The organism is Klebsiella sp. GFKo11, assembly GCF_056490265.1.
Genome location: NZ_CM151369.1, coordinates 3,568,145 through 3,591,821 on the forward strand (window position 1 = coordinate 3,568,145; position 23,677 = coordinate 3,591,821).

Below are 23,677 nucleotides of genomic sequence, written 5' to 3' on the forward strand. Positions count from 1 at the left end.
CTGAGGGTTTGTTATACAACAATTATAGGGATGATATGAAAAAGTTAATGATGGTAGTTTTAGCCGCAGCCGCTATTTCTGGCTGCGCCCAGCAGAGCTTTACGGTAAATCCTGGCGTTACCGTTCAGCCTCAGCAAGTCACCACCCACCACTTCTTTGTTAGCGGAATTGGCCAGGCCAAACAAATCGACGCAGCTAAAGTGTGCGGCGGCGCGGACAAAGTCGTCCGTACCGAAGTTCAACAGACTTTTGTTAATGGCCTACTGGGTTTCGTGACTCTGGGTATTTATACCCCGCGTGAAGCGCGCGTCTATTGCGCTAAATAATCGCCTGCGGCAGGGATCGCCTGATGCCTGCCGGTTTTACCTACGCCACAAAGCCCTGCTATATTTACTCCCGGCGGATTAAATTGCCTTAAATGTGCTGACATATTCCTCGCTAATCCGTACCATACACGCCACACTTTTTACTCATCATCATTCAGGTGTAGACGCGCTGGCGATGTTCATTTCGCCCTCAAGCCGCCCTGGCTTGCCGCCTTTCTACAACCTAAATACAAATGAGTAGATGTTAGACCGAATTCATCGTTATCCTCAGCCAACCGCTGTCAGGGTACGTATGCCACACTATGAATTGAGCCACTATTAAATGCTGCAAAATCAAGAAATTAGCAAGAAAGAAAAATACAACATCGACAAGCTGCAAAAGCGCCTGCGTCGCAACGTCGGTGAGGCTATCGCCGATTTCAATATGATTGAGGAAGGCGACCGTATTATGGTCTGCCTTTCCGGTGGCAAAGACAGCTACACCATGCTGGAAATCCTGCGTAATCTGCAAAGAAGCGCGCCGATTTCCTTCTCGCTGGTCGCGGTAAACCTCGATCAAAAACAGCCGGGCTTCCCAGCGCATATCCTGCCGGAATATCTTGAGCAGTTGGGTGTTGAATACAAAATTGTTGAAGAGAACACCTACGGCATCGTTAAAGAAAAAATCCCGGAAGGCAAAACCACCTGCTCGCTGTGCTCTCGTCTGCGCCGCGGAATCCTCTATCGTACTGCCACGGAGCTGGGCGCGACCAAAATCGCCCTGGGCCACCACCGCGACGACATCTTACAAACGCTGTTCCTCAATATGTTCTACGGTGGGAAGATGAAAGGCATGCCGCCGAAGCTGATGAGCGATGATGGCAAGCATATCGTTATCCGCCCGCTGGCCTACTGCCGCGAAAAAGATATCGAGCGCTTCTCTCAGGCGAAAGAGTTCCCGATCATTCCGTGTAACCTGTGCGGTTCACAGCCTAACCTTCAGCGTCAGGTGATTGGTGATATGCTACGCGACTGGGATAAACGCTATCCGGGACGCATCGAAACGATGTTCAGCGCGATGCAAAACGTGGTGCCATCTCACCTCAGCGATACCAACCTTTTCGACTTTAAAGGGATTAACCACGGTTCGGCGGTAGTTGACGGCGGCGATCTGGCATTCGATCGCGAAGAGATCCCGATGCAGCCTGCGGGCTGGCAACCGGAAGAAGACGAAGCACAGCTCGATGAGCTGCGTCTGAACGTGGTGGAAGTTAAATAATGACGAGCGTCTCAGGCCACTGCCTGAGACGCGTTTTCAACGCTTATTTCAGCAGACGAACCCGGCAGGCTTTACCTTTGATTTTACCGTTTTGCAGTTGCTTAAACGCCTTATGCGCCACGCCCTGACGAACGGCAACGTAAACATGCGCCGGATGGACGTTGATTTTACCGATGTCCGCACCATCAAGACCGATATCACCCGTTAACGCTCCCAGCACATCGCCCGCGCGCATCTTGGCCTTTTTACCGCCATCAATACACAACGTCGCCATTTCCGCCTGTAGCGGCACAATGTTGCTATTTACCGGACCGTTCATCCAGTTCAGCTTTATTTGCAGCATTTCTGCGAGAATATTCGCGCGCTGCGCCTCTTCCGGCGCGCAGAGGCTGATTGCCAGACCACTTTCACCGGCACGGGCAGTACGACCAATACGATGCACGTGAACTTCCGGATCCCAGGCCAGTTCGTAGTTCACCACCAGCTCCAGCGACTTGATATCTAATCCGCGAGCGGCAACATCTGTCGCCACCAGTACACGCGAGCTGCCGTTGGCAAAACGCACCAGCGTCTGGTCACGATCGCGCTGTTCAAGATCGCCATGCAGCGACAATGCACTTTGTCCGGCAGCATTCAGGGAATCGCAAACGGCCTGACAATCTTTTTTAGTATTACAGAACACCACGCATGAGGCAGGCTGATGCTGACTCAGTAGCTTTTGCAGCAGCGCGATTTTACCGTGTTGCGAAGTTTCAAAGAACTGTTGTTCGATAGCCGGAATGGCATCAACGGCATCAATTTCAATGGTCTGCGGATTGTTCTGTACGCGACCGCTAATCGCCGCGATAGCTTGCGGCCAGGTGGCAGAAAACAGCAACGTCTGGCGCGAAGCCGGAGCAAAGCGGATCACTTCGTCAATGGCGTCGCTAAACCCCATATCCAGCATGCGGTCTGCCTCATCCATCACCAGCGTTTGCAGGGCATCCAGCGACACGGTGCCTTTTTGCAGGTGATCGAGTAAACGCCCCGGTGTGGCAACGATAATATGCGGCGAATGCTGTAGCGAATCACGCTGCGCGCCAAAAGGCTGCCCGCCGCACAAGGTTAAAATTTTAATGTTTGGCAGGAAGCGCGCCAGACGGCGCAGTTCACCTGCGACCTGATCCGCCAGTTCACGCGTCGGGCACAACACCAACGACTGCGTCAGGAACAGCGACGCATCAACGTGCTGGAGTAATCCGAGGCCAAATGCCGCCGTTTTACCGCTGCCGGTTTTCGCCTGCACGCGCACATCTTTACCGGCCAAAATCGCGGGCAAAGCCGCCGCCTGAACCGGAGTCATCGAGAGATATCCCAGTTCATTCAGGTTATCTAGCTGGGCGGCGGGCAAAACATTCAGAGTAGAAAAAGCGGTCACAATTATTTCTCGCATTACATTAAAGGGCGGACAATCTGCTGGCGCGTATCCTCGCAGATCTCCGCTCGCGATGCGACAATTTAATCGGTTCATCGTCAGGCGGAGGATCAGGTAACGGATGCGGTCGCGGTCTGGGATCGGGCACCGGAACCGGGTCGTTAGGTTCAGGTGAGATAGGTATTGAGTTCAGTGGCTGATAACGCATATTGACTCCCGGTTATGGGCGGGTACACCAATTAAGCGTAGAAGCTGACAAACAGAGCGCAAAAAAAAGCCGACTCATTAAAGTCGGCGTCGTACGAATCAATTGTGCTATGCAGTAATTCAAAAAAGGAAGTAAGACAATATGGAGCGCAACGCCCATCGCTTGACGTTGCATTCACCTGCGAGAGAGATATTGCCCTGAATGGGTAGGTGGTTTATTGATTTCGCTCAAACATTGCCGGGTTTTCACCATCATCATTATGAAAAAAGGCGATTCTTTACAGCCATTTACTACGATGCAACCACCATGTAACACCGCCAATGAGAACAACTAACATTATGCAAAAAATAGAAAAACCCATATGCCAGCTGTTGCCTGGAATACCACCGAGGTTGACGCCAAACAGCCCGGTTAAAAAGGTGCTGGGTAGAAAGACCATCGCCATCAGCGACATCGTGTAGGTTCTGCGCGATAGCGACTCCTGCATAATCTGCGCTATCTCATCGCTCATAATCGCCGTGCGAGCAATGCAGCTATCAATCTCATCAAGCCCGCGTCCCAGGCGCTCGGCAATATCCTGCATCCGCCGCCGCTGGTCATCGGTTAGCCACGGCAGACGTTCGCTGGCAAGCCTTGCATAGACATCCCGCTGCGGCGCCATATAGCGGCGCATGACGATAAGCTGTTTACGCAACAGCGCCAGAAAACCGCGCGGCGGCACCTGCTGATCCAGGAGGTCATCTTCCAGATCGATAATGCGGTCGTGAAGCTGCTCGATAAACTCGCTCGCATGATCGGTCAGAGCATCGCAAACGTCTACCAGCCAGCTGCCGCCGTCTGTCGGACCATTACCCTCTCGTAAATCGCCAAGCACATCGTCCAGCGCCAGGACTTTACGCTGCCGGGTCGAGACGATTAAACGCTCATCCATATAAAGGCGCATTGCCACCAGCTGGTCTGGCCGCTCATCGGTACTGCCGTTGATACAACGCAGCGTGATCAGCGCCCCATCACCAATCCGCGTAACCCGGGGACGAGTGCTCTCCCCGGATAGCGCATCACGTACGTTATTGGGCAGCAGCGGCGTTGAGGCCAGCCATTCCGCACTATCAATATGGGTATAATTGAGATGCAGCCAGCAAGGATGCTCTTTATCGATGGTGTCGCTGTCGGCCAGCGGTTTAACGCCGCCCTGCCCGTCGAATACCCATGCAAAAACGGCATCCGGCACGTTCAGTTCCGATCCCTTAATGGCGTCCACTGGACCTCCGTAAACTCATGCACATTTCCGTAGTCTAGCCTTACACTACGGTTACGCAAGAGTTAATCAAGGCATGCTGCTGAATTCGCTGGTAAAACGGAGGGGAGGAAAAAAGAACCCGCCGTCGGCGGGTTGTGGATGTGCTTTGCGATGCTGTGCCTAACCCGCGTTATAAGCCACCGCCAAAAAACAGGCTGGCGGGATGGCAGGCTAGCGGGAGCCGTTCATTTTTTCTCTTCTGCGTACTGACGAGCGTTATCGTGCAAATGGGTACACATGCTTTAATCCTCCATAGTCGTAAGCACAACAAAGATAGATGAGAATGTGTATTTTGCAAGTTTATACCCGTCATACTTCAAGTTGCTTGTGCGTTGGCTTTCCTCGCTCACCCCAGTCACTTACTTCAGTAAGCTCCTGGGGATTAATGAGAGGCTCCTGCCTCTCACCGGAGGCCAGTCTTTGACTGGTCAAATTCGTTCCCGACGAATTTGTCACTGCGTCGCCGCCTTCCTGCAACTCGAATTATTTTGGTTATATTCAACGCGCATGTCTAAACAATCTTTCATTTGCAAATATTTCAACAGCAGCAAAAGGTCCAAATCATTGTGTAAATTGAATTTAGACATAATTATTCTTTTATGGGAGAAGACCGTCTTAGTGCAAAGCGCGAGTTTTCGCGCGATATCACTTACCGGCAGACCTTCATGTAATGCTGCGGCAACTTTTTTCTGCTGTGGGGAAAGTTTCCGATGACGACATTCACAACACCGCACATCAGGTTTATCCATCGATGGCGCTTGCATCGGCAGGTGAATCTGTTTTATTTTTGCCATAATTCGATTTATCTGTACATCCTGCTGGATAAAGACCATATCCTGCAGACATAATGGCAAAGCCCCTCCCGGACGCATGAACCGCTTATCAACCAAACCGATAAGTAAACCCACCCGGCGATTCAATAATTCCGGGTGGCAAACAAACTCCTCTCCCCGGCACAAATTCAGCGCAATAATATCAGCATCAACGATGACCTCTTTACCAATATCGTTTATTACGTGCATATTAAATAACACATCGGGAAAGAGACTTTCCATTAACTTACTAAACCCTACCCTAAAAAAGTAGTTATCATTTTTAATGAAAATATTCAATATCGTCACTTCGATCTCTAATTTATAGGTGATAGCATATCGAGCATCAACCAGACGATTGTTGTCACTGAAATAACAGCGACTGCCGTTTTACAAAAAAGCATACAGAAAAGCATGACAATCCTTTATTGCCAGGTAAACGTCGCAGTAACCACCGCACTAATTGTTCCAGGTGTAACGTTCCCTTGCGAACTAAATGCTCGGGCACGTAGATGGTAGCGATACTCATTATTGATAATAATGCCGCTGACTGTTTTATCTTTCCCTAACGGCTGGCCGTCCGCTGTTTGCAGCTGAATCGCTATATTGCCTGCGCTGCCAGCATTCTGGTAGAGATCATCCGTCCCGGCGCTATCGGCATTGCCGGATAACTGCATCGTGGCTTTTACCGTTCCCGCCGGGCAGCGTTCAATATTAAAATCAAAGAATACCCAGTCTGTGGCTGAACCCGGCGTATACAGAGATGAGGACTGAACACCCTGCGCGCCCGTCAACGGGACGGTTCTTGCGATACTATCGCTGCTGATCTGGCAAGGTGCTGCAACAATCTTACCTTTGATATTCAACGCAACCGGATCGCCCCCGAAAGCTGTAGCGGAAATAAAGATCAGACCCGGGAGCAAATATTTTAACTTAGTTATCATTTCCCCTCCTACTGATAAGTCATATCCAGCGTTGCCGTGGCATTTGCCTCGCCTGCTTTCACCAGCGATTTAGTCTGGTAATAGCGCGCCATAATCGGGAAGCTTTCCAGCCCGCCAGGTGACTGTTTTAACATCAGTCGATTGTTTAACTGTATCGGGACATTGTTATAAAGCAGTTGCACTCCGACGCCATCTGCGACGTTATCTCCCCCCTGCCCGGTTAATGCCAATACGCTGGCATTAGCACTGGCATCAGGGTTTTGTACGCCTTTAAGCTCAACGTTAATATTGACACCCGGATTGCAGTTAAGCCCTAAATTCTGCGTGTCCGTATGTGAAGGTGTAAACCCAGCTGCAGAGCCAAATTCTGCGGCACTGACGGAACCCAGATCAAAATTCAATACCTGGCTCGAAATAGAGCAACTGAGCACATTTACTTGTGAGTTTGCATCCAATGATATTTTCGTAAAGTAACTTCCCGGAGTGCCAAACCAGGCCTGGGCAATTAATCCCGGCGTTAACAAACCAGGCGTTATATTTCCTGTTTTCACCAGCGACACCGTATAATAACCAAGATGAAAAACATAATTCGGCGTCACCGGAGGTAAACTAAAATCGCCGGGCATACCGTTAATTTTTATCCCTACGCCATCCAGATTTGTTTTATAGACCCCACTAATTGACGACTCGATACCAGACAAATACACCATAGAATAATTCCCTGGGCAAGATTCCCCGGTATCAGAAGTAATTCTAGCTTGCGCATAGCCCGGCGATACCGTTGAAGCAATAGTCGCCCCCGGAGGGGTATCGCGCTGGACATTAACCGTGCCAAAGCTGACGGTATTTATCTGTTCAAGTAATACCTCACAAGTTACCGCTGAGCAGGTAAAAGCCGTGAAGCCTAATATAAAAATAATAAAACGTATTAATTTATCCATAGAAATACTCATCTACTTCAGGCCAATAAAACTTAATGACAGGTAAACTCTGCCATGCTGATTCCGCTGACGCTACTCTCTCCAGCCAATGAATAATTCACCCGGCAGCGCTGCGAATTATCTTGTCCCCAGACAACAATTAACTCACCTTGCGGCGGCAATCCCGTCAGATAAACCTGCCCTCCTTCATCAAGGATGGCGCTACGCCCCTCATTTCCTTTGAGGCTGACCAGCGCGCCAAATGGCACGGGCTGCTGGTTAATTTGTTTGAGCGTCAACAATGCCCGCATTCCCACGTTGGCAACATAGTCTGCTCGCACCACCGCGCCACGCGTCGGAATGACGGTTTTATTAGTAATATCCAGATCAACGTTATCCGGTAACGTAGCAGTATTCAGACCAATATCATTCTTACGGTAAGGTGAAACGTTATTTGTCACGGTATATCCGCGAAAATCCGTTTTCGCACCATTCTGATTATTAACCCCCACGCCAGTTGCGCCCGGGGCTTTCACCAGGACATTCGTTTCGCCCAACGGTTGCGATAGCGTGACACCATCAGCATGAGCCAGGATGCCTCCCGCCAGACCATAATTCAGCCGTTCACTGTTTTGGTCGTAACTGAACCCCGTCGTCACTTCGCTGTAGGTCCCCCGATAGTCAGCGTTTGCGCTGCCGTTGTAACCGACATCATCAGTACCATAGCCCTGCTGAACGCTCCAGTTCAGCGCGTTTCCTTCCAGAGCCATGCCATTTATTCCAACGGTGTGCGTTGTTCCGCTATTCTTACTGGTATTGAGGGCATAATTTGCCCAAGCGCTGCTGGCAAAGCGCTGCAACGGTATGCTGATGTTGAGTGAAATAATCTGCTCTGAACTCTGCGAGTCCTGGGTTCGCCCACCAGAGGTTCCGCCATTTTTGCTCCACGTCCAGTTAATTCCATAGCTAATCCCTTGCCAGGAGTTGTTATATCCAGCGCTAACCGAAGAGGCAGAACGGTTGGTGCGCCAGTAATCTTCGCGCACCGCGCTCATCATAAACGAACCGGCACGTTCGCCCAGCGCCTGGTTCAACGTCACTTCCATTCTATTGCGCCGCTGTTCACGCAGCGCATTGCTATTGCCCCAGGAATCCAGAACCTCCTGCATGCCGTAATAACCGCCGGTGGAGTAGCGATAACCCGCAATCGCGAAGTTGGTCCCGGTTGCCACGATATTTTTGCTATAGCGCATTCGCCACGACTGACCGGATTGCTTTTCTTGCCCCTGAGGATGCGACCAGGCCTGCGTCACATCGCTGGATATCGCCCCGACCTCTCCGAGATTCTTCCCTAGTCCGCCGGCAATAGACTGATATTTCGATGACTCCTGTAAGCCGCCATAGATCGTTAATCCGCCAGCCAGCCCCAAAATTCCCGTCATCTGGCCAAAAGGTGTTTTATCGACCTGGCTATCATAGGAACGGTACTGCCCGGCGGTTAGAGCATATTTGATTCGTCCTTCGCGCTGTAATAACGGCAGCGAAGCATAGGGAACGGTAAAATTCTGCTCGCTGCCATCAGCTTCTTTAATGGTGACATTCAGATCGCCAGAGCCGCCGGTGGAATACATATCACTAATTTCAAACGCGCCCGGTGCAACATAGTTTTGATAAATAACGTAGCTATTTTGACGAATAATCACCTGCGCGTGAGTCCTCGCAATCCCGCGGACCACCGGCGCATAGCCGCTCATCGACTCCGGCAGCATGTCATCATCGGAAGCTAACTGGCCACCACGAAACGGCATGCTATCGAAAATATCGGCGGGTGCCGTACTATCACCCAGCGTTAGCTGCGCTTTTAACGCAATAATATTACGCTGCGCATAACTATAAACCGTGTCCCACTTATTCGTTCCCTGGCTGTCTCGATTCCAGGTCGTATAGTTACGCAGGCGCCATGGGCCAACATTAATACCGGGACGCAAATTGGCATATTGATTGTTGCTGTTTTTATCCTGATTGCGCGCCCAATTGTTAGCTCCGCTGAACATATAGTTCAGCATGACGGCATTAATTCCTTCATCCCAGAGTTCCGGAGAAACATAACCTCGGGCTACCGGTGATAGCGCCGCTTGTGGAACACTTAACCGTAGTTTTTGCGTATTAAATAGAAACTCAGAGCTGGCCTGCGGTATTGCAGAGAGATTTGCACACTCTCCTTTTCCTGACAAAGCGGGGAATTGTGCCGTTTTCACACCATAGCTCCGCAGCTGTTCAACCGTCAGGCAGGGTTCAAGCACCACCTCCCCGCCTCCGTCTTTGACGGTATAAAACACAATATCCCGAGTATCAACCTGACTATCATTAATAATCACATCAACATGATAGGTACCCGGTGCCTGAGCACCGCTTTCAAACGCCGAAAGATCGGCCCCTTTCATCGCGGGATTATCAATTTCAAGAAGTGCCGAGTTAAAGAAATCACGGCCCTGCGCACTATTCCACATTGATGACGATACCAGCGAGATCCAAACCGCCAGGAATGAAGGATAATATATAGATATTTGCTTCAGTGCTTTCATTAGCATTAACTCCCTTGCGATAGCTTTTATCATTTTTATTTCCGCTATCGTCTGATCATTTTATTTATAACCTGGCGACATGCGTCACTCCAATTCCGCCATAGTCATTAATAATTTTGAATTCAACCTGTGTCGAGGTTCCGCCGGAGGGCAATCTGTACGAACTGGTTGAACCAGGTGCGACAAATGTCACATCATCAATTTTTGACGCCCCCACTTTTATTTCATTAAAATTCATATAGTAAGGCGTTGAATTGGTCACCAGAATGCGATCACCCGTTCTTTGCCATTTCAATTTATCCGCCTGTTCTTCCGGGCCTGATTTATTTAGAGCGGAGGGACGATAAATGAGTTTTATTCTTGTTTTGACAGCCACCTGTAAAGTGTTATCCCGAGGTGCGACAGACGGAATAGACTTAATATTCAGCCAGAACATAGATTCTTTATCCTGCGCTAAATTTCCGGTCAGTACGATGCGCATAACGTTTTGCTGTTTTTTATCCAGCCGATACAACGGTGGCGTAATAATAAAAGGCGCTTTACCTCCACTGGTGGATGGCGGCTCTATCCAGGATTGGATCAGATAGGGTAAATCGTCAGGGTTCGTAATACTTAATGATGCCTCTTTTTTATCACCCGCGTAAATGACGCGCGTCCCGCCGATAATCACCCCTGCGTAAGATATTGAGGTGATAGTTGCCATTAACAGCGTGCTCATCATGACGCCAGTAAAAAACTTCATTGAATACTCCGGACAGTAAGGGCCGAATATCGGCCCCGTTTGACGCTAAAGAATTAGTTATAGTTAACGGTAAAGTTAGCTACTGCGTTAGCCGTACCGGCGGTAACAACCGCCTGAGTTGCCTGGTAGGACGCATAGAAATCGAGGTTGTTATCAGCCGTTGTGACCAGCGGATAGCTATAGCTATTGACCTGGTTCAGGCCCTGCAGGCTTTTATCCGCTGTCATCAATTTGACGGCGACCCCCGTTGCCGCGGCAGCCCCCTGAGTCACAGCCAACAAATCACTATTGCTTAAGTCATTCGCGCCATCGAATTTCACTTTCGCCGAGCTAACGGAAGCTGGGCAGTTGATTAATTTAATCGTGAACTTCGTTGAATCAGACTCATCTCCTGTACTCTGGAAAGAAGTCCGGGCTACGCGACCAAGGTCAACGGTCATCGTGTTGCCACTGCCGATATCAACAGTACAGGCCTGGTCAATAATTTCACCGGTGAAGTTGATTGTACCGTCAGCAGCATAAACGTTTACTGCGGACAAAGCGGCGCTAACGGCGAATGCGGCGATCATTATTTTATTATTCATTGTGATACTCCTTACTTGGTTAAGTATATTCCTGTGAATAAAACATTAGATGTATGTCTCATCAGTTCATATTTCACAGAAATTCCATTGCTTCATCATATTGGTATGTAAATAGTCATTATGTCGGAGGTAACGCATGAGAATATGCTTACCATAAAAAACATTAAACAGGAGATATCAACCCGTAATGAATCAATATTAAAAAACCCAACATCATTACTACTGCTTTAAATATTGATATAAATACACACATCAACTCAAGTGATTTTTCGGTGTAATTTTACACCGACAGGGATATTCACTCCCTGCTACATATTGGCACATAATTTCGGTCTCAAATGAATCGGCATATTCATGCACAACGTTCTCCCAGCAGAGAGTTAAACGTATCTGACGGTATAAAAACAGTGAAAACAAGTATGTACAATGCTTTAACCTTTAAACCTAATCAGCATATTGAAAACCTGATCAACCAACTCAAACCTGAATCCAACATATTTGAAACATATGCAAGACAAAAAATTAACTATGAGAATGATAGCTCCCGCAAATGTTACTTGTTGCTTTCGGGAAGTATTGCCCTTTTTCGCACCCGAGATGGCTTTATGATGAACTCGGAATCAGCTCCTTATGTTTTTGGTTTAAGCAATCAGCTTGCGGCTGCTGACTATCTTTATATGCAAACGATGGAGCCTTCCCGCATTGCCTGCCTGTCTTTATTTACAGCAAACGCAATTATTGCCGAAAGAGATTTATGGGAGAGTTTGTCACATCTGTTAATTTACACAGCGGGAAGGGTTTACGATCACTGCACGCGCATTTCGGCACCAACTTCGTACGCGATTATACGTTCTCAGCTGTATGAATTGATGCAGGAATCCGAGGAAATTCGCCACACTATTACGGCGGCAAATTATATCCAGTCGCGTACGTTCCTTTCTCGCAGCAGCATTATGAAGATCCTCGCTGAACTAAAAAAGGGGAGCTACATTACGACCGAGCGAGGCATTCTTTTACAGATAAAACAGGGCATCCCGATGAAGTACTAACGTTTTCTCTCAACGGGCATTATGTTGTCCAACGACAATGTTCTGCTAGATTTAATGTCATATCAGATTAACCAGAAAAATCTATGACAGCGCACGATCGTCACACCGATATCAAAATTCCCTCCCCGCATCTAACGCGTCTTCTTGCCGCGGTGACTTGCGATGAGGATTTCCGCACGATGGCTAAAGGCAGCAAACTTTTTTTTCGCCGCAGCGCAGAGCCACTGTGCCATTTTGTACGCAAAGGGAGTCTTCTGCTCGCTCGTAATGAAGATGCATTCTCGCTCGGTATTCTCTCCGCCCCACTGGCATTGGGTTTTACCGTACCGTTATCCGAACATCTTCATATACGTACGATGACGGAATCTGAAATCGCCACCCTTCCTTATGAGCAAGTAATGGCGTTGGTTGAAGAAAAACAAGTTTGGGATCTTTTAGCTAAACACGTTATGTTCGTGACTAACAAGCTTTTCATTTATAACGAAATGCTGACGGCACCTACCAGCTTTGATATTTTACGCTATCAGTTACTGATGCTCATTCAGGAAGCTGACGAAATTCGTGCCAGTACCGCTGCTTATCAGTACATTCTTGACCGCACCCGATTATCACGCAGCAGTATTATGAAAATGCTGGCTGAGCTTAAAAAGGGCAACTATATCCAGTTGGAAAATGGCAAACTGATCGCCATTCACCATTTACCCACCCGCTTTTAAACGCCCAACCAGGTTACCCACCTTTGCAGATAGTCAGTATCGGCTGGGCAAATTTTCAAAACGTGTAGTTCATACTCACCGAAACGTTACGGGGTTCGCCATAAACCGCCGAATCATCCAGATACGAGTAATATTCACGATCGAACAGGTTATTGACGTTCGCCTGCACGGTCAGTTGCTTCGTTAACTGGTATTGCGCAAACAGGTTAACCAGCGGATAACTCCCCTGATACAGACGCTGCGTTTCACCATCCGGGCCGGTCACATCCTTATAAACCCGGTTTTGCCAGGTTGCACCGCCGCCTACGGTCAGCTCAGGCAGCACTGGAACACGGTAGCGGGTAAACAGTTTGAGCTGTGTTTGAGGAGCGAAACTGTTGTAGCGGCCGCTGCTATCAGTAGCGACGTAGCGAGTGGCGCTGAAGGTCATTTGCATGTTGTCCGTCACCGCGCCATTAACTTCAAACTCCGCCCCCTTACTCACCGCGCCTTTTGTCGCGCGATAAGCCTGTTCGCTGGAGCCATTGACAAAGACCCCGCTGATGGCTTCCGACGCGTTCTCCTGCTCGATGCGGAAAATGGCGAAGTTGGTGGTTAATCGGCTATCCATCCAGTCGGCTTTTAGCCCGGTTTCGTAGTTCTTGCCGGTGATTGGCGACAGCCATGCCCCATCAGCGGATCGTTTAGTTTGTGGCGAGAATATTGACGTATAGCTGGCGTAGGCCGACAAACTTTCCGTGATGTCGTAGACCACGCCGCCGTATGGCGTCATGTTGTATTTGCGCATATCGCCACTGCTGCCGTTAGCGCTGTACTGCGTATAGCGAGCGCCAAGAATGAGCGACAGCGGATCGGCCAGAGAGAAACGCGCGGCGGTATAGGCTGATTTCTGCCGCACAATATCATCGGCATTAAGATACCAGTCACCCCATTCCGGCTGAGCGACGCTGCCGTTCCAGTTGTTATTAAAGATGCCCATCTGGTCGCTATCCATCGGCCCATCCTGGCTATAGCTCGCGTTGTGCTGTCGGCTGTAGCTGGCCCCGGCCATAAGCTGATGCTGGCGGCCAAATAAATTAAACGGCCCGCTGGCGTAGGTATCAAAAGAGTCAAGGGTCCGTTTGCCGCGGTCTTTACTGCCCCAGCCGGTGGTACCTTCACCGGTGGTCGCATCGGGGTTACCCATCACGTACAGCAAGGTGTCGTTAAACGTCTGCTCGCCATGAGTACCGTTGAAACGCAATGACCAGCCGTTATCCCAGTCGTGGGTCAGATTGGCAAACACCTTGCGCGATTCGACAGCGTAGCGCGTCCAGTCGGCTGCCGTATTGGTGCTGCGATCATAATGGGTGCGCGAGCCGTCGCTATACAGGCTCGGTAGCCCGCCCCACGTTGGATTACCGGTATTGGTTTTTTGGTAATCCCAGCCCAGCGACAACGTTGTCCTGTCCGTTAAATCTGCATCCACGACGCCGTAAAGAAACTTTTTGGTCTTATGATAGCGATCCAGCCAGCTATCCTGATCCTGATAACCAGCAATCACCCGTCCGCGTACGCTGCCGTCGGCGTTGAGTGGTGTCGAGAAATCGCCGACATAGCGCTGCTTGTTCCAGCTCCCGTAACTGGCGCTGACGTTGCCGGTTACAGTTTTGCTGTCGGCTTTTTTGCGCACCATATTCACCGTCGCGCCGGGATCGCCTGCTCCGGTCATCAGCCCGGTTGCGCCACGTACAATTTCAATACGATCGTAAATAGCGGTATCTTCCGCCGCATCGCCGTAATTCCACGCATCGCCCAACGAGGTGGGGATATCGTCGTAGGAGAAACTGGTGATTTCAAAGCCGCGAGAGTAGTAATACGAACGTTCGCTGTCGATTTCCTGCGATGACACGCCGGTCGCGTTGGTCAGTACATCATCGATAGTTTGCAGGTTTTGATCCTTCATACGCTGCTGGGTAACGATGCTGACAGACTGCGGCACATCACGCGGTGCCAGCAGCATTTTGGTGTCCGCACGCGTGGTTTTCGCGGCGTAATCCTGCGGGTCATCCGCGGTATTTTCAGTACTGCCGTACACCACCATATTCTGCTGAGTATTTTCTGCTGCCTGAGCAGGGTGAATAAACGCGTGTACGGCCAACGCCAGCAGCGAAACGGTAAACGGTTTTACTATTTTGTTTATGGATGCGTGCCCTGAACTTCCCTTGCCATTGAGAAACATAACTTTTTTCCATCAGGAATTATTCTTGTGAATGCAGCTGTTGCGCCGGCAGCGCTGATGAAATAGCCCTCTATTCCATGAGGTTTAGCGCCGCAAATAACGTGAAACAGCAACAATTGAGAATGGAAATGATAATTATTTGTTTTATTAAACTCATAGTGTTTTGTAAGTTAACTGTAAGGAAATGTATACTTACATAAAATCAATGTATTAGCCTCTCCTCACCCCGCATTCCCACTCACTACCGCTGAAAAATACCCATCCAGGGTCTTAGAAATCAGCGATCTCCCCCCTCCCACTCCGTTAGCCAATTTGCTCAACCCAAACAAATGATTATGATTCTCATTCTTGTTTTAGCGACGTTGCTCTGCCTTAGAGCACGTAAACCCAATGATGGAGTTCAGAATGAAATCGTTGTTCAGCCCGCGTAAAACCACGCTTTCCGCTGCGCTGGTTACGGCATTGACCCTGACCACGTTGCAGGCCATGGCAGAGACATCGCCACCAGCCGCTTCCGCCGTCCACCAGAAAACCACATCACCTCTGGTCCAGCGTCAACTGGGGGATGGTTTATATGAGTTGGCTCTGATACCCGGGCAAAATGCCCTGTTTGTTGCCAGCGCTCAGGGGTTCAAAGACGTTAACGGCGGCATGCTCTACCGACTTGACCCGACAACGCTGACCACCACGGTCGAAACCCATACCGATCTCAAAAACTTTGGTATGGCGGTCGATGATAACGGTCAGGTTTTCTACACCACTAACTCGCTGGACGGCGGCGTGTCAAAAGTGGATGCCCATAGCGGGAAAGTCCTGCAACGCCTGATGTTCGAGGGCAAGGACAAGGATGGAGATCCCGTTGGCGCGCGGGAAGTTCTGTTTCACGACAATCAACTCTACATCGGTCGCGTGACCGATCCCGGCTACATTTCCGTGGTTGATGCAAAAACCATGACTTTGAAAACCCAGATTGAAAAAGCCGGCAAATGGGTGACCGGGATCATCTACTCTCCGCTAACCAAACGCATCTATGCGGCTAACGGCGGCGGCGAAATTCTGGTGATTAATCCGGCCACCAATAAAATTGAAAAACGCTGGACGCCGGGCGACGGCAAAGAGTACCTGTTCCTCAACATGGCGGAAGATCCGGCGACTGGCCGCCTGTTCGTGACTGACGATTCAAAAGCGAAAACGACGCTGGTGTTTGATGAGCGTACGGGCAAAGTAATTAAACGTCTTGAGGGTGATGCGCTGGGGATCAAATTCAACGCCAAACGCAATGAAATTTATATCAGCCAGCGCGAGTCGAAAAAGGTATTACAGCTCGGCGCCACCAACTATGCGCTGAAAAATACATGGTCTTTCGATAGCCATCCGAACAGCCTGCTGATTTCTCCTGACGGCAACACGCTTTACGTCACCATCAAGCAGGATTTCAACGAGGATAACACAACCAAAGGCCCTGACAGCGTGGCGCGCATTGCGCTGAACTAACCTCCGCATCATCCCGATTTCTTTTGCCGCAAAATGCTGTATTATGCGAGTTATTGCAGTATTTTGCGGAATTTAAAAGATGCATAAAACGGCCAGGCAAAAATACCTGCTTGATATTCTTAGCGAAAAGGGTGAAGTCACTATCAGCGAGCTGGTAGATAAGCTGCAGGTTTCTGCGGATACCCTGCGCCGCGACCTTACCGATCTCGAAAAACAGGGCCTCGCACAGAAGAATCACGGCGGCGCTATCGCCCTGAATCTCTCGTTGATGAACCGCCAAAGCAGAAACGCTCTGCTCGCGGATACCAAACAGCGCCTGGGCAAAATGGTGGCTGAGAAGATCCCCAGCGGATCGACTCTGTTTCTTGACGCAGGCAGCACGGTACTGGCCGTCGCGAGCCAGGTAACCGGCCCCATGACGGTCATTACCCATTCTCTGGACATTGCCCAGCACTTCAGCGATCGCCCGGATATTCAGCTTATTCTGCTGGGTGGAAAATGGGATATGCAACAGCGCCTGTTTGCCGGTCACGCCACCCTGTCGCTGCTCGAACGCTATCGTGCGGATATCGCCATTCTTGGCGCCTGCGCGCTTCATGCCGAACTTGGCCTGAGCGCCAGCCAGGAAGCCGATGCCCAGGTGAAGCGCGCCATGCTGGCCGCCAGCGCTGAACACTGGCTGGTCGCCGACCATATGAAACTGAACCACTGCGAACCCTGGCTGGTCGCTGAACTCACCGATATCCATCAGCTCTTTCTCGACCGTCCGTGGAAAGAGTTGAAGGATAACGGCTCAATACACCTCAACATCGCTGATGCGTAATGACGCGGAGACGCTTATGAATAACGCTAAGAACATCAATATCGCCCTGATTGGCTATGGTTTTGTCGGCAAAACCTTCCATGCGCCGCTGATCCAATCCGTTGACGGCCTGAATCTGGCGATTGTCGCTTCCCGCGATGAAGAAAAAGTGAAGCGCGATTTGCCGAATGTGACCGTAATTGCCTCACCTGAAGAGGCTATTCAGCATCCGGATATCGATCTGGTGGTCATTGCCTCCCCAAACGCGACCCACGCCCCGCTCGCCCGGCTGGCCTTAAACTCTGGTAAGCACGTGGTGGTCGACAAACCGTTTACGCTCGATATGCAGGAAGCCCGCGAGCTGATTGCGCTTGCGCAAGAGAAACAGCGAGTGCTGTCGGTGTTCCATAACCGCCGCTGGGACAGTGATTATCTCGGCGTTAAGCAGGTTATCGAGCAGGGACTTATCGGTAAGGTTAAACATTTTGAATCGCATTTCGACCGCTTCCGCCCGGAAGTCCGCGTTCGCTGGCGCGAGCAGAATGTGCCGGGCAGCGGCCTGTGGTTTGATTTAGGCCCGCATATGATTGACCAGGCGCTGCAGCTGTTTGGCCTGCCGCAATCCGTACAGGGAAATATCGCGACCCTGCGCGATGGTGCGCAAATTAACGATTGGGCGCATGTGGTGCTGAATTATCCGCAGCATAAAGTGATTCTGCACTGCAGCATGCTGGTGGCCGGCGGCGTATCGCGCTTTACCATTCATGGCGATAAAGGCAGCGTGGTCAAACAAAAAGCGGACCAGCAGGAGAGTCAATTACTGGCAGGTGTGGTTCCTGGCAGCGAAGATTGGGGCCACGACGACGATAGTCTGGTGGTTTACGATGCCGATCTCCAAACCCAGGAAATCAGTACACCGCAGGGCGACCAGCGTCAGTACTATATTCACGTCCGTGATGCGCTGACCGGGAAAATCAACAACCCGGTATCACCATTAGAAGCGCTCGCCGTGATGGCAGTACTGGAAGCCGCGGTGCAATCTGCCGAGAGCGGGATGACGCAAACTTTAGCGCTGACCGCCGATGAGCTGGCTGGCCTAAAATAAGCAAGGTTCTGTAACCAGGGAAATCGCCGGGCAAGCAATAAAAACCACAGCCAGTACGGACCGGTAGCCAGGACAGGTGCGCAGCAGCGCCTCCGGGAAACCGCCACGCCGTGTCGACATTATGCCCCGTCGTTACAGGCGCTTCAGCGCCGTCTTCGGGGAATCTATCCGGTCTACAGTTTCACCCGCATCAGATCGCTAAAACGGGTGGTGTAGGCCGGAGATAGCATGTTTCGCTTCATCTCCCAAGCACGCTCTATTCCCTGAGCGGCAAACCAGAGACGCCCTTTTCCTCGTTGGTTAACGTGATCGAGTACCGTCATGAGCTGCTCGCTATTGGCTCGCGGCCGATAGTCATCAAACAAGCTCAACTGAGCCACCCCCTGGCTAAAGAAGTCGCCCAGCATTACGCCACACTTTTGAAACCGATACCCCTCCCGCCAGATGGCATCCAGACACTTTATCGCCGCAGCGACGATATCCCGGCTATCCTGCGTTGGGATCTGGATTTTGGTCCCGGCATCTTTACCATAATAGACTTCATTACCTGCAAACGGGCTGGTTTTAATAAAGGCGGAAACATAGCGGCAATATTGATGATCTGCACGGAGCTTCTCGGCGGCGCGAACCGCATGGCTGCATATTGCTTCACGCATCGGTTCATATTCGCTCACCTTTTGGCTAAACGAACGCGAGCAGATGATTTGCTGCCTCGTCGGCATAAACTCTTCCGGTTCAAGACAAGGCTCGCCGCACAACTCTCGCACTGTGCGCTCCAGCACGACGCTAAAATGTTTTCTGATAAGCGACGCGGGCGTTTCAGCAAGCTGAAGCGCCGTTTTAATGCCCATATCATTGAGCTTTTTCGCTATTCGTCGACCAACGCCCCAGATCTCGCTGACCTCAACCTGAGCCAGCAGTTTTCGCTGCCTGGCCAACAAAGAGAGATCAACAACGCCTCCGGTTTGCGGCCATCTTTTCGCTGCATAATTAGCCAGCTTAGCCAGTGTTTTAGTCGGCCCAATTCCCACACCTACCGTCAAGCCAGTGCACTGGAGTAATGTCGTTCGCACGTGGCGACCAAATGCCTCGAGTTCCCCTGGACGATTAAGCCCGGTGAGATTCACAAATGCTTCATCAATGGAATATTGGTGAACTGATGGGGCCAGCTCTTCAAGAAGGGTCATTACACGGTGCGACATATCGCCATACAGTGCGTAGTTACTGCTAAATACCGCGATCTGGTAACGCTCAAACTGAGATTTCACTTTGAAATACGGCGCGCCCATGGGGATCTCAAGCCGTTTAGCTTCGCTATTTCGGGCAATCACGCAGCCATCATTATTGCTTAATACCACCACCGGACGCCCGCGCAAATCGGGGCGAAAGGCCATTTCACAGCTGGCGTAAAATGAATTCACATCTACCAGGGCAAACATTAGCGAAACCGATTAATGCTGAACGTGACGACGCCAAAAATCTCCAGCTCTTCACCACCATCGTGTAGTTCAATCGGAGGAAAATCAGGGTTCATCGGCATCAATTGCATCACGGGATGCGTGCAGAGGCGTTTGACCGTGTATTCACCGGCCAACGAGGCAATGATGATATCGCCATGCGTTGCTTTCAGGCTGCGATCCACCACCAGTAGCGAACCCTCATAAATACCGGCATCAACCATCGACATGCCTGTCGCCATCACAAAATAGGTCGCCGCAGGATGGCTGATACAAAGCTCGTTGAGATCAATCCCCTTCTCAATATAATCCTGCGCCGGGCTGGGAAACCCACACGGGACAAGATCGCTAAACAACGGAATTGATATGACCTGACGCAATTCAACCGGCTTGTAGAACATCATGATAAACTCACCTGCACATACTGTATTTATATACAGTATCAATACTTCAATGGCGTTAATCAAGCCACATGCAGGGCATTAACGTGAACACATTGAAGTTGTGGAGAATTTAGCATCCGTACGCTAATCATATCGTCGATATTGTGTAGGGGCCCCTATACGTATTCCCGATGGTTTGTATTGCTCTCTGGAAATTTCGGTCAATTGGGAGGAGGATAGAATCCGCCAATCGGCTCTTTGCTCACAAATTGTGGCGATCCATCCGACATACTGAACGGGAGATTCTTATGTATTACACGTTAGGAGACACCACTCTCCACTTTTATCGCTATCAGTGCCGCTTCTACGTCGCTCATTGGGACGGTGGCCATGTGATGACAGAGAAGTTCAAGCCGTTCATTGCCTCGATCACGGAGAAGACGGGCATTGATGCAAAGAACGTTGAGGCAGTCGCACGAGACTACTTCACTAACGTTGATTAAGATTGCACTGGCTACCATCGCTATCGGGTCTCCTGAAGCGATGGTGATCGTGTTACGTAAGGCCGAAAAACTTATCTCGCAGAAATAAAACGCCAGTGTCGCATGATTGTAAAACTTAGGCCGTAAGATGAAGCCCGGACGCCACCAGCGCTAAAACGAGGTGAAGAGATGGGAATAGTCAAGGCCAGTGATTTGGAACAGGCAAAGCAGCTTCTGCAATCCAGTGAAACCATTAAAATCGAACTGGATTTTGAACTCGACTCTGATGAGTTTTTTAATTTTGCCATTGAGCACTGCACCAATGGAGCAAAGCTCACGCGCGTTGACGATCGCTTCGTGATTTCACGCAAAAAAAAGTAACCCAATAGCCATATCCGATCATTCACAACATCACAGAAGATTTTGTTTCTGGCTTCTGTGATGGTGAAGATGCCGTCTAATAAATTAGTATTAGAATATTGACGTATCGCGCATTTTCATCAGCCATGGAGGAATAATGTAGCTTCGGTATCTCACCGAGGATTAAATTGTGAAAAAGTTATTAATATGTTGCCTGTTCGGCGAAACGGCAGGAATTATTGCCAGAAAAATGCAAAAAATAGCCGATACTCAGGGTTTAGATCTTTTAATCAGTGCCGTTGGTGTTGAGAATTTCTTTAGCGTAGCACCTGCCTATGACGGCGTTTTGATCGCTCCACATATTCAATATAAGATCCCAGAATTCATGAACTCATTGAATTCGGAACAAGAAATTGCAGTGATCGAAAGTTTGCCTTACGCATCATTTGATGGTGAGAAAATCCTCACGTTCGCAATGAGTACGATTCCTCAATCACTAACATAATGTGGTTTAGTATGCGCTATGCAGAACCCGTGAAATCACGGGTTCCTTCACCCGCACGCTTATAATTTTAAATTAAACAAATAATCTCTCGCAGAGTTCCAGGTAAGAAAGATAATAAGCACGACCATTATTTATACCAGGAAACACCATGCGTAAGCTCTCCCTTGTTATGCTGGCTACAATGCTAACAGCCTGTAGTTCACAGCCTCCCAAAACCTTAACTAAAATAGATGCGTTACACATCCCCGTCGTGCAAAACAATCCACTAGCCAGCGACCCGGTTGCGACAACGATGCTGCATCAGAAAAATAAGCAAATCATTGATAATGTATCATTCAGTTTAAAAACAGATTATCTGTTAGATGTGAAAACTAACGATATTTTTGATGTCCATAGCCAGACGTATCGGGTTTATGCTTCGCTGACAAAATTGGATCAAATGCGCTTAATGAATAACTACTATCTGAAAGAGCAGAATATCGCTGGGTTACAGAAGATGAACGACTCTCTGCAATCACTCACTGAGGGATAAAAAAGAGCCCCCTTATTATCAATAAGGGGGCTCTTTCCAGGCCGTTGAATTTACTGACCAAATCGATAGCTGACGCCAGCCATCACGGAGCTCACATCGCTGCTCATGCCAATCTGGTTTTCGTTGCCCACATTGTTAACCCACTGATACTCGAGACGCCCCGACCAATTGTTGTTAAAGGCATACTCAGTACCAATCGCCACCACCGGACGCACGCCGGTATCAAAACGGTTATGGCCATTCACGTCAGACTCCGCGCGATAGCCCATCAGCCCAGCGCGGCCATAGAGGTCCCAATCGCTGGTCAGGCCGTAGCTGGCTTTCAATGAGAGCTGCAATCCCTGACTTTTCATCTGCGAGCCGGATGCACCATGGCGACCGTTGATCCCCATATTACCTAAATAATCATACCCACCTTCTACCGCCAGCCACGGGTTAATCTGATAACCGGTAAACACACCGCCGCCGACGTTATCACGGTCTACATCGACAGAGTGATCGGAGCTTGAGTCACCATAATGCGACCAGCCAAATTTAGAACCCGCATACCAGGTTCCCTCCTGTGCAGCAGCAAAAGCAGTGGTCGCGGTAAAAGCATTAGCAATAATTAACGTAATAAGCGTCTTTTTCATAAAAATCCTGGTGTCGACCCGTTGTCGAATAAATGAGATACTTAAGAATTAAGTGGGTCTACAATAGAATATTAATGCGGCAATGATAACCGCTTTATTATTTAATTTTGGACAAATCAACCAACCTAAAAACGCTCAGGTAAATTATTCAATTCAATCAAATAACCACCGCGTTTAAAAACGATATAGTTACCACTTTTTAACGCAGAAAGCACATTTAATACACTACTTCGGGATAAATGTGTGCGTTCCTGAATATAATCCAGAATAGATACACGCATTCGAGTTTCCTCCGGGAGCAGGCTCATTTCTATTAAATGATTGCGAATGACGGCATAGGTTCGTTGCTGCACCACTAGGGCATCACGATAAAAAAGATAGGCCGTATGATACGACAACAATGAGGCGACATCTTCCCATACGCCGTGCTGACGAAAGGCCTCCATCGCTTTTTGCGCATCGACACGCAGGATTGTCGATTCAGTTTCCGCCCGCAGTTGATGGCCGCGCACCGGCTGGATCATTTCAGCGATGCCAAACAGATGTGGGTTGTAAACGGTGACAATTAGCAGGCCGTCTGATGCCCTGAGTATCGAAAGCTCGCCTTCCTGAAAAAGGTACAACTGAGGTTGATTTTTGTGCGTCCAGGTAATGCGTTTTCGCGGCACTACTTTCATTTTTTCGGCAATCGGCTCCAGCAGTGCCGTCAAGCGTTGGATACTCTCTTCCGGGCGAACAGGTGGTAAAATGTGCATAGAAATACCTGATAAGTTTCAGTCAGCACAATTATAGAACGTCATAATGTTTTCGTAAAAATTGCGCAACTCAGTATTTACTCATATCAGG

The 23,677-nt window shown here is 49.6% G+C and carries 25 protein-coding genes; 11 read left to right on the plus strand and 14 right to left on the minus strand.

Annotation, left to right across the window (positions count from 1 at the left end):
• The first annotated feature begins 35 nt into the window (after window positions 1–35).
• Together AC07P6_RS17340 and ttcA are read left to right on the plus strand one after the other, a co-directional pair.
• On the plus strand, window positions 36–326 hold the full coding sequence (locus tag AC07P6_RS17340) for a Bor family protein (RefSeq protein ID WP_304258601.1): 291 nt from the start codon (window positions 36–38) through the stop codon (window positions 324–326).
• 322 nt (window positions 327–648) lie between these two features.
• Window positions 649–1,584, plus strand: a complete 936-nt coding sequence (ttcA, locus tag AC07P6_RS17345; RefSeq protein WP_112215673.1) for a tRNA 2-thiocytidine(32) synthetase TtcA — start codon at window positions 649–651, stop codon at window positions 1,582–1,584.
• A gap of 43 nt (window positions 1,585–1,627) precedes the next feature.
• Here the strand turns inward: ttcA and dbpA are convergent, their stop codons facing one another.
• The 9 genes from dbpA to AC07P6_RS17390 all read right to left on the minus strand — a co-directional run bounded on the left by dbpA (window position 1,628) and on the right by AC07P6_RS17390 (window position 11,093).
• Complete coding sequence (gene dbpA, locus AC07P6_RS17350) at window positions 1,628–3,001, minus strand: ATP-dependent RNA helicase DbpA (protein WP_434659080.1); 1,374 nt, start codon at window positions 2,999–3,001, stop codon at window positions 1,628–1,630.
• Window positions 3,002–3,020: 19 nt separating this feature from the next.
• Window positions 3,021–3,206 (minus strand): proline-rich small protein YnaL, encoded by a 186-nt coding sequence (gene ynaL / locus AC07P6_RS17355; protein WP_275944523.1) that lies wholly within the window; start codon window positions 3,204–3,206, stop codon window positions 3,021–3,023.
• A 277-nt stretch (window positions 3,207–3,483) separates the two neighbouring features.
• Entirely contained in the window at window positions 3,484–4,467 is a 984-nt protein-coding gene (gene zntB, locus AC07P6_RS17360; protein WP_478313908.1) for a zinc transporter ZntB, read from the minus strand.
• A 491-nt stretch (window positions 4,468–4,958) separates the two neighbouring features.
• Window positions 4,959–5,561: a helix-turn-helix transcriptional regulator gene (locus AC07P6_RS17365; RefSeq protein ID WP_478313909.1), complete on the minus strand. Its 603-nt coding sequence runs from the start codon at window positions 5,559–5,561 to the stop codon at window positions 4,959–4,961.
• Window positions 5,562–5,743: 182 nt separating this feature from the next.
• A complete protein-coding gene (locus AC07P6_RS17370; protein WP_478313911.1) occupies window positions 5,744–6,262 on the minus strand; it encodes a fimbrial protein in 519 nt (172 codons plus the stop codon).
• 8 nt (window positions 6,263–6,270) lie between these two features.
• A complete protein-coding gene (locus AC07P6_RS17375) occupies window positions 6,271–7,203 on the minus strand; it encodes a fimbrial protein (RefSeq protein WP_478313913.1) in 933 nt (310 codons plus the stop codon).
• Window positions 7,204–7,235: 32 nt separating this feature from the next.
• Window positions 7,236–9,767 (minus strand): fimbria/pilus outer membrane usher protein, encoded by a 2,532-nt coding sequence (locus AC07P6_RS17380; protein ID WP_478313915.1) that lies wholly within the window; start codon window positions 9,765–9,767, stop codon window positions 7,236–7,238.
• A 64-nt stretch (window positions 9,768–9,831) separates the two neighbouring features.
• Complete coding sequence (locus AC07P6_RS17385; RefSeq protein ID WP_434659084.1) at window positions 9,832–10,509, minus strand: fimbrial biogenesis chaperone; 678 nt, start codon at window positions 10,507–10,509, stop codon at window positions 9,832–9,834.
• 53 nt (window positions 10,510–10,562) lie between these two features.
• Window positions 10,563–11,093, minus strand: a complete 531-nt coding sequence (locus AC07P6_RS17390; protein WP_182238218.1) for a fimbrial protein — start codon at window positions 11,091–11,093, stop codon at window positions 10,563–10,565.
• A gap of 419 nt (window positions 11,094–11,512) precedes the next feature.
• Between AC07P6_RS17390 and AC07P6_RS17395 the strand changes: the two genes are divergently transcribed.
• Both AC07P6_RS17395 and AC07P6_RS17400 read left to right on the plus strand, forming a co-directional pair.
• Complete coding sequence (locus tag AC07P6_RS17395; RefSeq protein ID WP_475700364.1) at window positions 11,513–12,142, plus strand: helix-turn-helix domain-containing protein; 630 nt, start codon at window positions 11,513–11,515, stop codon at window positions 12,140–12,142.
• Window positions 12,143–12,225: 83 nt separating this feature from the next.
• Window positions 12,226–12,858, plus strand: a complete 633-nt coding sequence (locus AC07P6_RS17400; RefSeq protein ID WP_478313917.1) for a winged helix-turn-helix transcriptional regulator — start codon at window positions 12,226–12,228, stop codon at window positions 12,856–12,858.
• A 55-nt stretch (window positions 12,859–12,913) separates the two neighbouring features.
• Here AC07P6_RS17400 and fhuE read toward each other — a convergent pair whose 3' ends face one another.
• Complete coding sequence (fhuE, locus tag AC07P6_RS17405) at window positions 12,914–15,079, minus strand: ferric-rhodotorulic acid/ferric-coprogen receptor FhuE (protein WP_478313919.1); 2,166 nt, start codon at window positions 15,077–15,079, stop codon at window positions 12,914–12,916.
• Window positions 15,080–15,484: 405 nt separating this feature from the next.
• On the opposite strand from fhuE, the gene AC07P6_RS17410 reads away from it, so the two are divergent.
• The 3 genes from AC07P6_RS17410 (at window position 15,485) to AC07P6_RS17420 (ending at window position 18,480) form a co-directional block, all read left to right on the plus strand.
• Complete coding sequence (locus AC07P6_RS17410) at window positions 15,485–16,573, plus strand: YncE family protein (RefSeq protein WP_478313921.1); 1,089 nt, start codon at window positions 15,485–15,487, stop codon at window positions 16,571–16,573.
• 79 nt (window positions 16,574–16,652) lie between these two features.
• Window positions 16,653–17,396: a DeoR/GlpR family DNA-binding transcription regulator gene (locus AC07P6_RS17415; RefSeq protein WP_181482467.1), complete on the plus strand. Its 744-nt coding sequence runs from the start codon at window positions 16,653–16,655 to the stop codon at window positions 17,394–17,396.
• The gene (locus tag AC07P6_RS17420; protein WP_434659089.1) at window positions 17,389–18,480 is read left to right on the plus strand and encodes an oxidoreductase; all 1,092 of its coding nucleotides are present in this window, start codon (window positions 17,389–17,391) and stop codon (window positions 18,478–18,480) included. The genes AC07P6_RS17415 and AC07P6_RS17420 overlap by 8 nt, the downstream gene beginning before the upstream one ends.
• 173 nt (window positions 18,481–18,653) lie before the next feature.
• Here AC07P6_RS17420 and umuC read toward each other — a convergent pair whose 3' ends face one another.
• Window positions 18,654–19,919 carry a translesion error-prone DNA polymerase V subunit UmuC gene (umuC, locus tag AC07P6_RS17425; RefSeq protein WP_434659090.1) on the minus strand — a complete coding sequence of 422 codons (1,266 nt, stop codon included), beginning with the start codon at window positions 19,917–19,919 and terminating at the stop codon, window positions 18,654–18,656.
• Window positions 19,919–20,341, minus strand: a complete 423-nt coding sequence (gene umuD, locus AC07P6_RS17430; RefSeq protein WP_181482470.1) for a translesion error-prone DNA polymerase V autoproteolytic subunit — start codon at window positions 20,339–20,341, stop codon at window positions 19,919–19,921. Before umuD ends, umuC begins: the two co-directional genes overlap by 1 nt.
• A 287-nt stretch (window positions 20,342–20,628) precedes the next feature.
• Here umuD and AC07P6_RS17435 point away from each other — a divergent pair, with 287 nt between their 5' ends.
• From AC07P6_RS17435 to AC07P6_RS17450, 4 genes are all read left to right on the plus strand, one after another.
• Window positions 20,629–20,823: a hypothetical protein gene (locus tag AC07P6_RS17435; RefSeq protein WP_110273449.1), complete on the plus strand. Its 195-nt coding sequence runs from the start codon at window positions 20,629–20,631 to the stop codon at window positions 20,821–20,823.
• Window positions 20,824–20,991: 168 nt separating this feature from the next.
• Window positions 20,992–21,183, plus strand: a complete 192-nt coding sequence (locus tag AC07P6_RS17440; protein WP_110273450.1) for a hypothetical protein — start codon at window positions 20,992–20,994, stop codon at window positions 21,181–21,183.
• A 169-nt stretch (window positions 21,184–21,352) separates the two neighbouring features.
• A complete protein-coding gene (locus AC07P6_RS17445; RefSeq protein ID WP_110273451.1) occupies window positions 21,353–21,667 on the plus strand; it encodes a PTS sugar transporter subunit IIB in 315 nt (104 codons plus the stop codon).
• Between the two features lie 148 nt (window positions 21,668–21,815).
• Window positions 21,816–22,199: a hypothetical protein gene (locus AC07P6_RS17450; RefSeq protein ID WP_478313924.1), complete on the plus strand. Its 384-nt coding sequence runs from the start codon at window positions 21,816–21,818 to the stop codon at window positions 22,197–22,199.
• 50 nt (window positions 22,200–22,249) lie between these two features.
• Here AC07P6_RS17450 and AC07P6_RS17455 read toward each other — a convergent pair whose 3' ends face one another.
• Together AC07P6_RS17455 and AC07P6_RS17460 are read right to left on the minus strand one after the other, a co-directional pair.
• Window positions 22,250–22,831 carry an outer membrane beta-barrel protein gene (locus AC07P6_RS17455; RefSeq protein ID WP_181482472.1) on the minus strand — a complete coding sequence of 194 codons (582 nt, stop codon included), beginning with the start codon at window positions 22,829–22,831 and terminating at the stop codon, window positions 22,250–22,252.
• A 125-nt stretch (window positions 22,832–22,956) separates the two neighbouring features.
• Window positions 22,957–23,586, minus strand: a complete 630-nt coding sequence (locus AC07P6_RS17460) for a winged helix-turn-helix transcriptional regulator (protein WP_181482473.1) — start codon at window positions 23,584–23,586, stop codon at window positions 22,957–22,959.
• Window positions 23,587–23,677 lie beyond the last annotated feature (91 nt).

Coding starts and splice junctions, on each gene's coding strand:
- AC07P6_RS17400 (WP_478313917.1), top strand. CDS start 12,226: ATGACAGCGCACGATCGTCACACCGATATCAAAATTCCCTCCCCGCAT.
- AC07P6_RS17420 (WP_434659089.1), top strand. CDS start 17,389: ATGCGTAATGACGCGGAGACGCTTATGAATAACGCTAAGAACATCAAT.
- AC07P6_RS17410 (WP_478313921.1), top strand. CDS start 15,485: ATGAAATCGTTGTTCAGCCCGCGTAAAACCACGCTTTCCGCTGCGCTG.
- AC07P6_RS17385 (WP_434659084.1), bottom strand. CDS start 10,509: ATGAAGTTTTTTACTGGCGTCATGATGAGCACGCTGTTAATGGCAACT.
- AC07P6_RS17450 (WP_478313924.1), top strand. CDS start 21,816: ATGCGTAAGCTCTCCCTTGTTATGCTGGCTACAATGCTAACAGCCTGT.
- AC07P6_RS17370 (WP_478313911.1), bottom strand. CDS start 6,262: ATGATAACTAAGTTAAAATATTTGCTCCCGGGTCTGATCTTTATTTCC.
- AC07P6_RS17415 (WP_181482467.1), top strand. CDS start 16,653: ATGCATAAAACGGCCAGGCAAAAATACCTGCTTGATATTCTTAGCGAA.
- ttcA (WP_112215673.1), top strand. CDS start 649: ATGCTGCAAAATCAAGAAATTAGCAAGAAAGAAAAATACAACATCGAC.
- AC07P6_RS17435 (WP_110273449.1), top strand. CDS start 20,629: ATGTATTACACGTTAGGAGACACCACTCTCCACTTTTATCGCTATCAG.
- AC07P6_RS17455 (WP_181482472.1), bottom strand. CDS start 22,831: ATGAAAAAGACGCTTATTACGTTAATTATTGCTAATGCTTTTACCGCG.
- AC07P6_RS17395 (WP_475700364.1), top strand. CDS start 11,513: ATGTACAATGCTTTAACCTTTAAACCTAATCAGCATATTGAAAACCTG.
- AC07P6_RS17340 (WP_304258601.1), top strand. CDS start 36: ATGAAAAAGTTAATGATGGTAGTTTTAGCCGCAGCCGCTATTTCTGGC.
- AC07P6_RS17390 (WP_182238218.1), bottom strand. CDS start 11,093: ATGAATAATAAAATAATGATCGCCGCATTCGCCGTTAGCGCCGCTTTG.
- AC07P6_RS17365 (WP_478313909.1), bottom strand. CDS start 5,561: ATGGAAAGTCTCTTTCCCGATGTGTTATTTAATATGCACGTAATAAAC.
- AC07P6_RS17375 (WP_478313913.1), bottom strand. CDS start 7,203: ATGGATAAATTAATACGTTTTATTATTTTTATATTAGGCTTCACGGCT.
- fhuE (WP_478313919.1), bottom strand. CDS start 15,079: ATGTTTCTCAATGGCAAGGGAAGTTCAGGGCACGCATCCATAAACAAA.
- AC07P6_RS17380 (WP_478313915.1), bottom strand. CDS start 9,767: ATGAAAGCACTGAAGCAAATATCTATATATTATCCTTCATTCCTGGCG.
- umuC (WP_434659090.1), bottom strand. CDS start 19,919: ATGTTTGCCCTGGTAGATGTGAATTCATTTTACGCCAGCTGTGAAATG.
- ynaL (WP_275944523.1), bottom strand. CDS start 3,206: ATGCGTTATCAGCCACTGAACTCAATACCTATCTCACCTGAACCTAAC.
- AC07P6_RS17440 (WP_110273450.1), top strand. CDS start 20,992: ATGGGAATAGTCAAGGCCAGTGATTTGGAACAGGCAAAGCAGCTTCTG.
- umuD (WP_181482470.1), bottom strand. CDS start 20,341: ATGATGTTCTACAAGCCGGTTGAATTGCGTCAGGTCATATCAATTCCG.
- AC07P6_RS17460 (WP_181482473.1), bottom strand. CDS start 23,586: ATGCACATTTTACCACCTGTTCGCCCGGAAGAGAGTATCCAACGCTTG.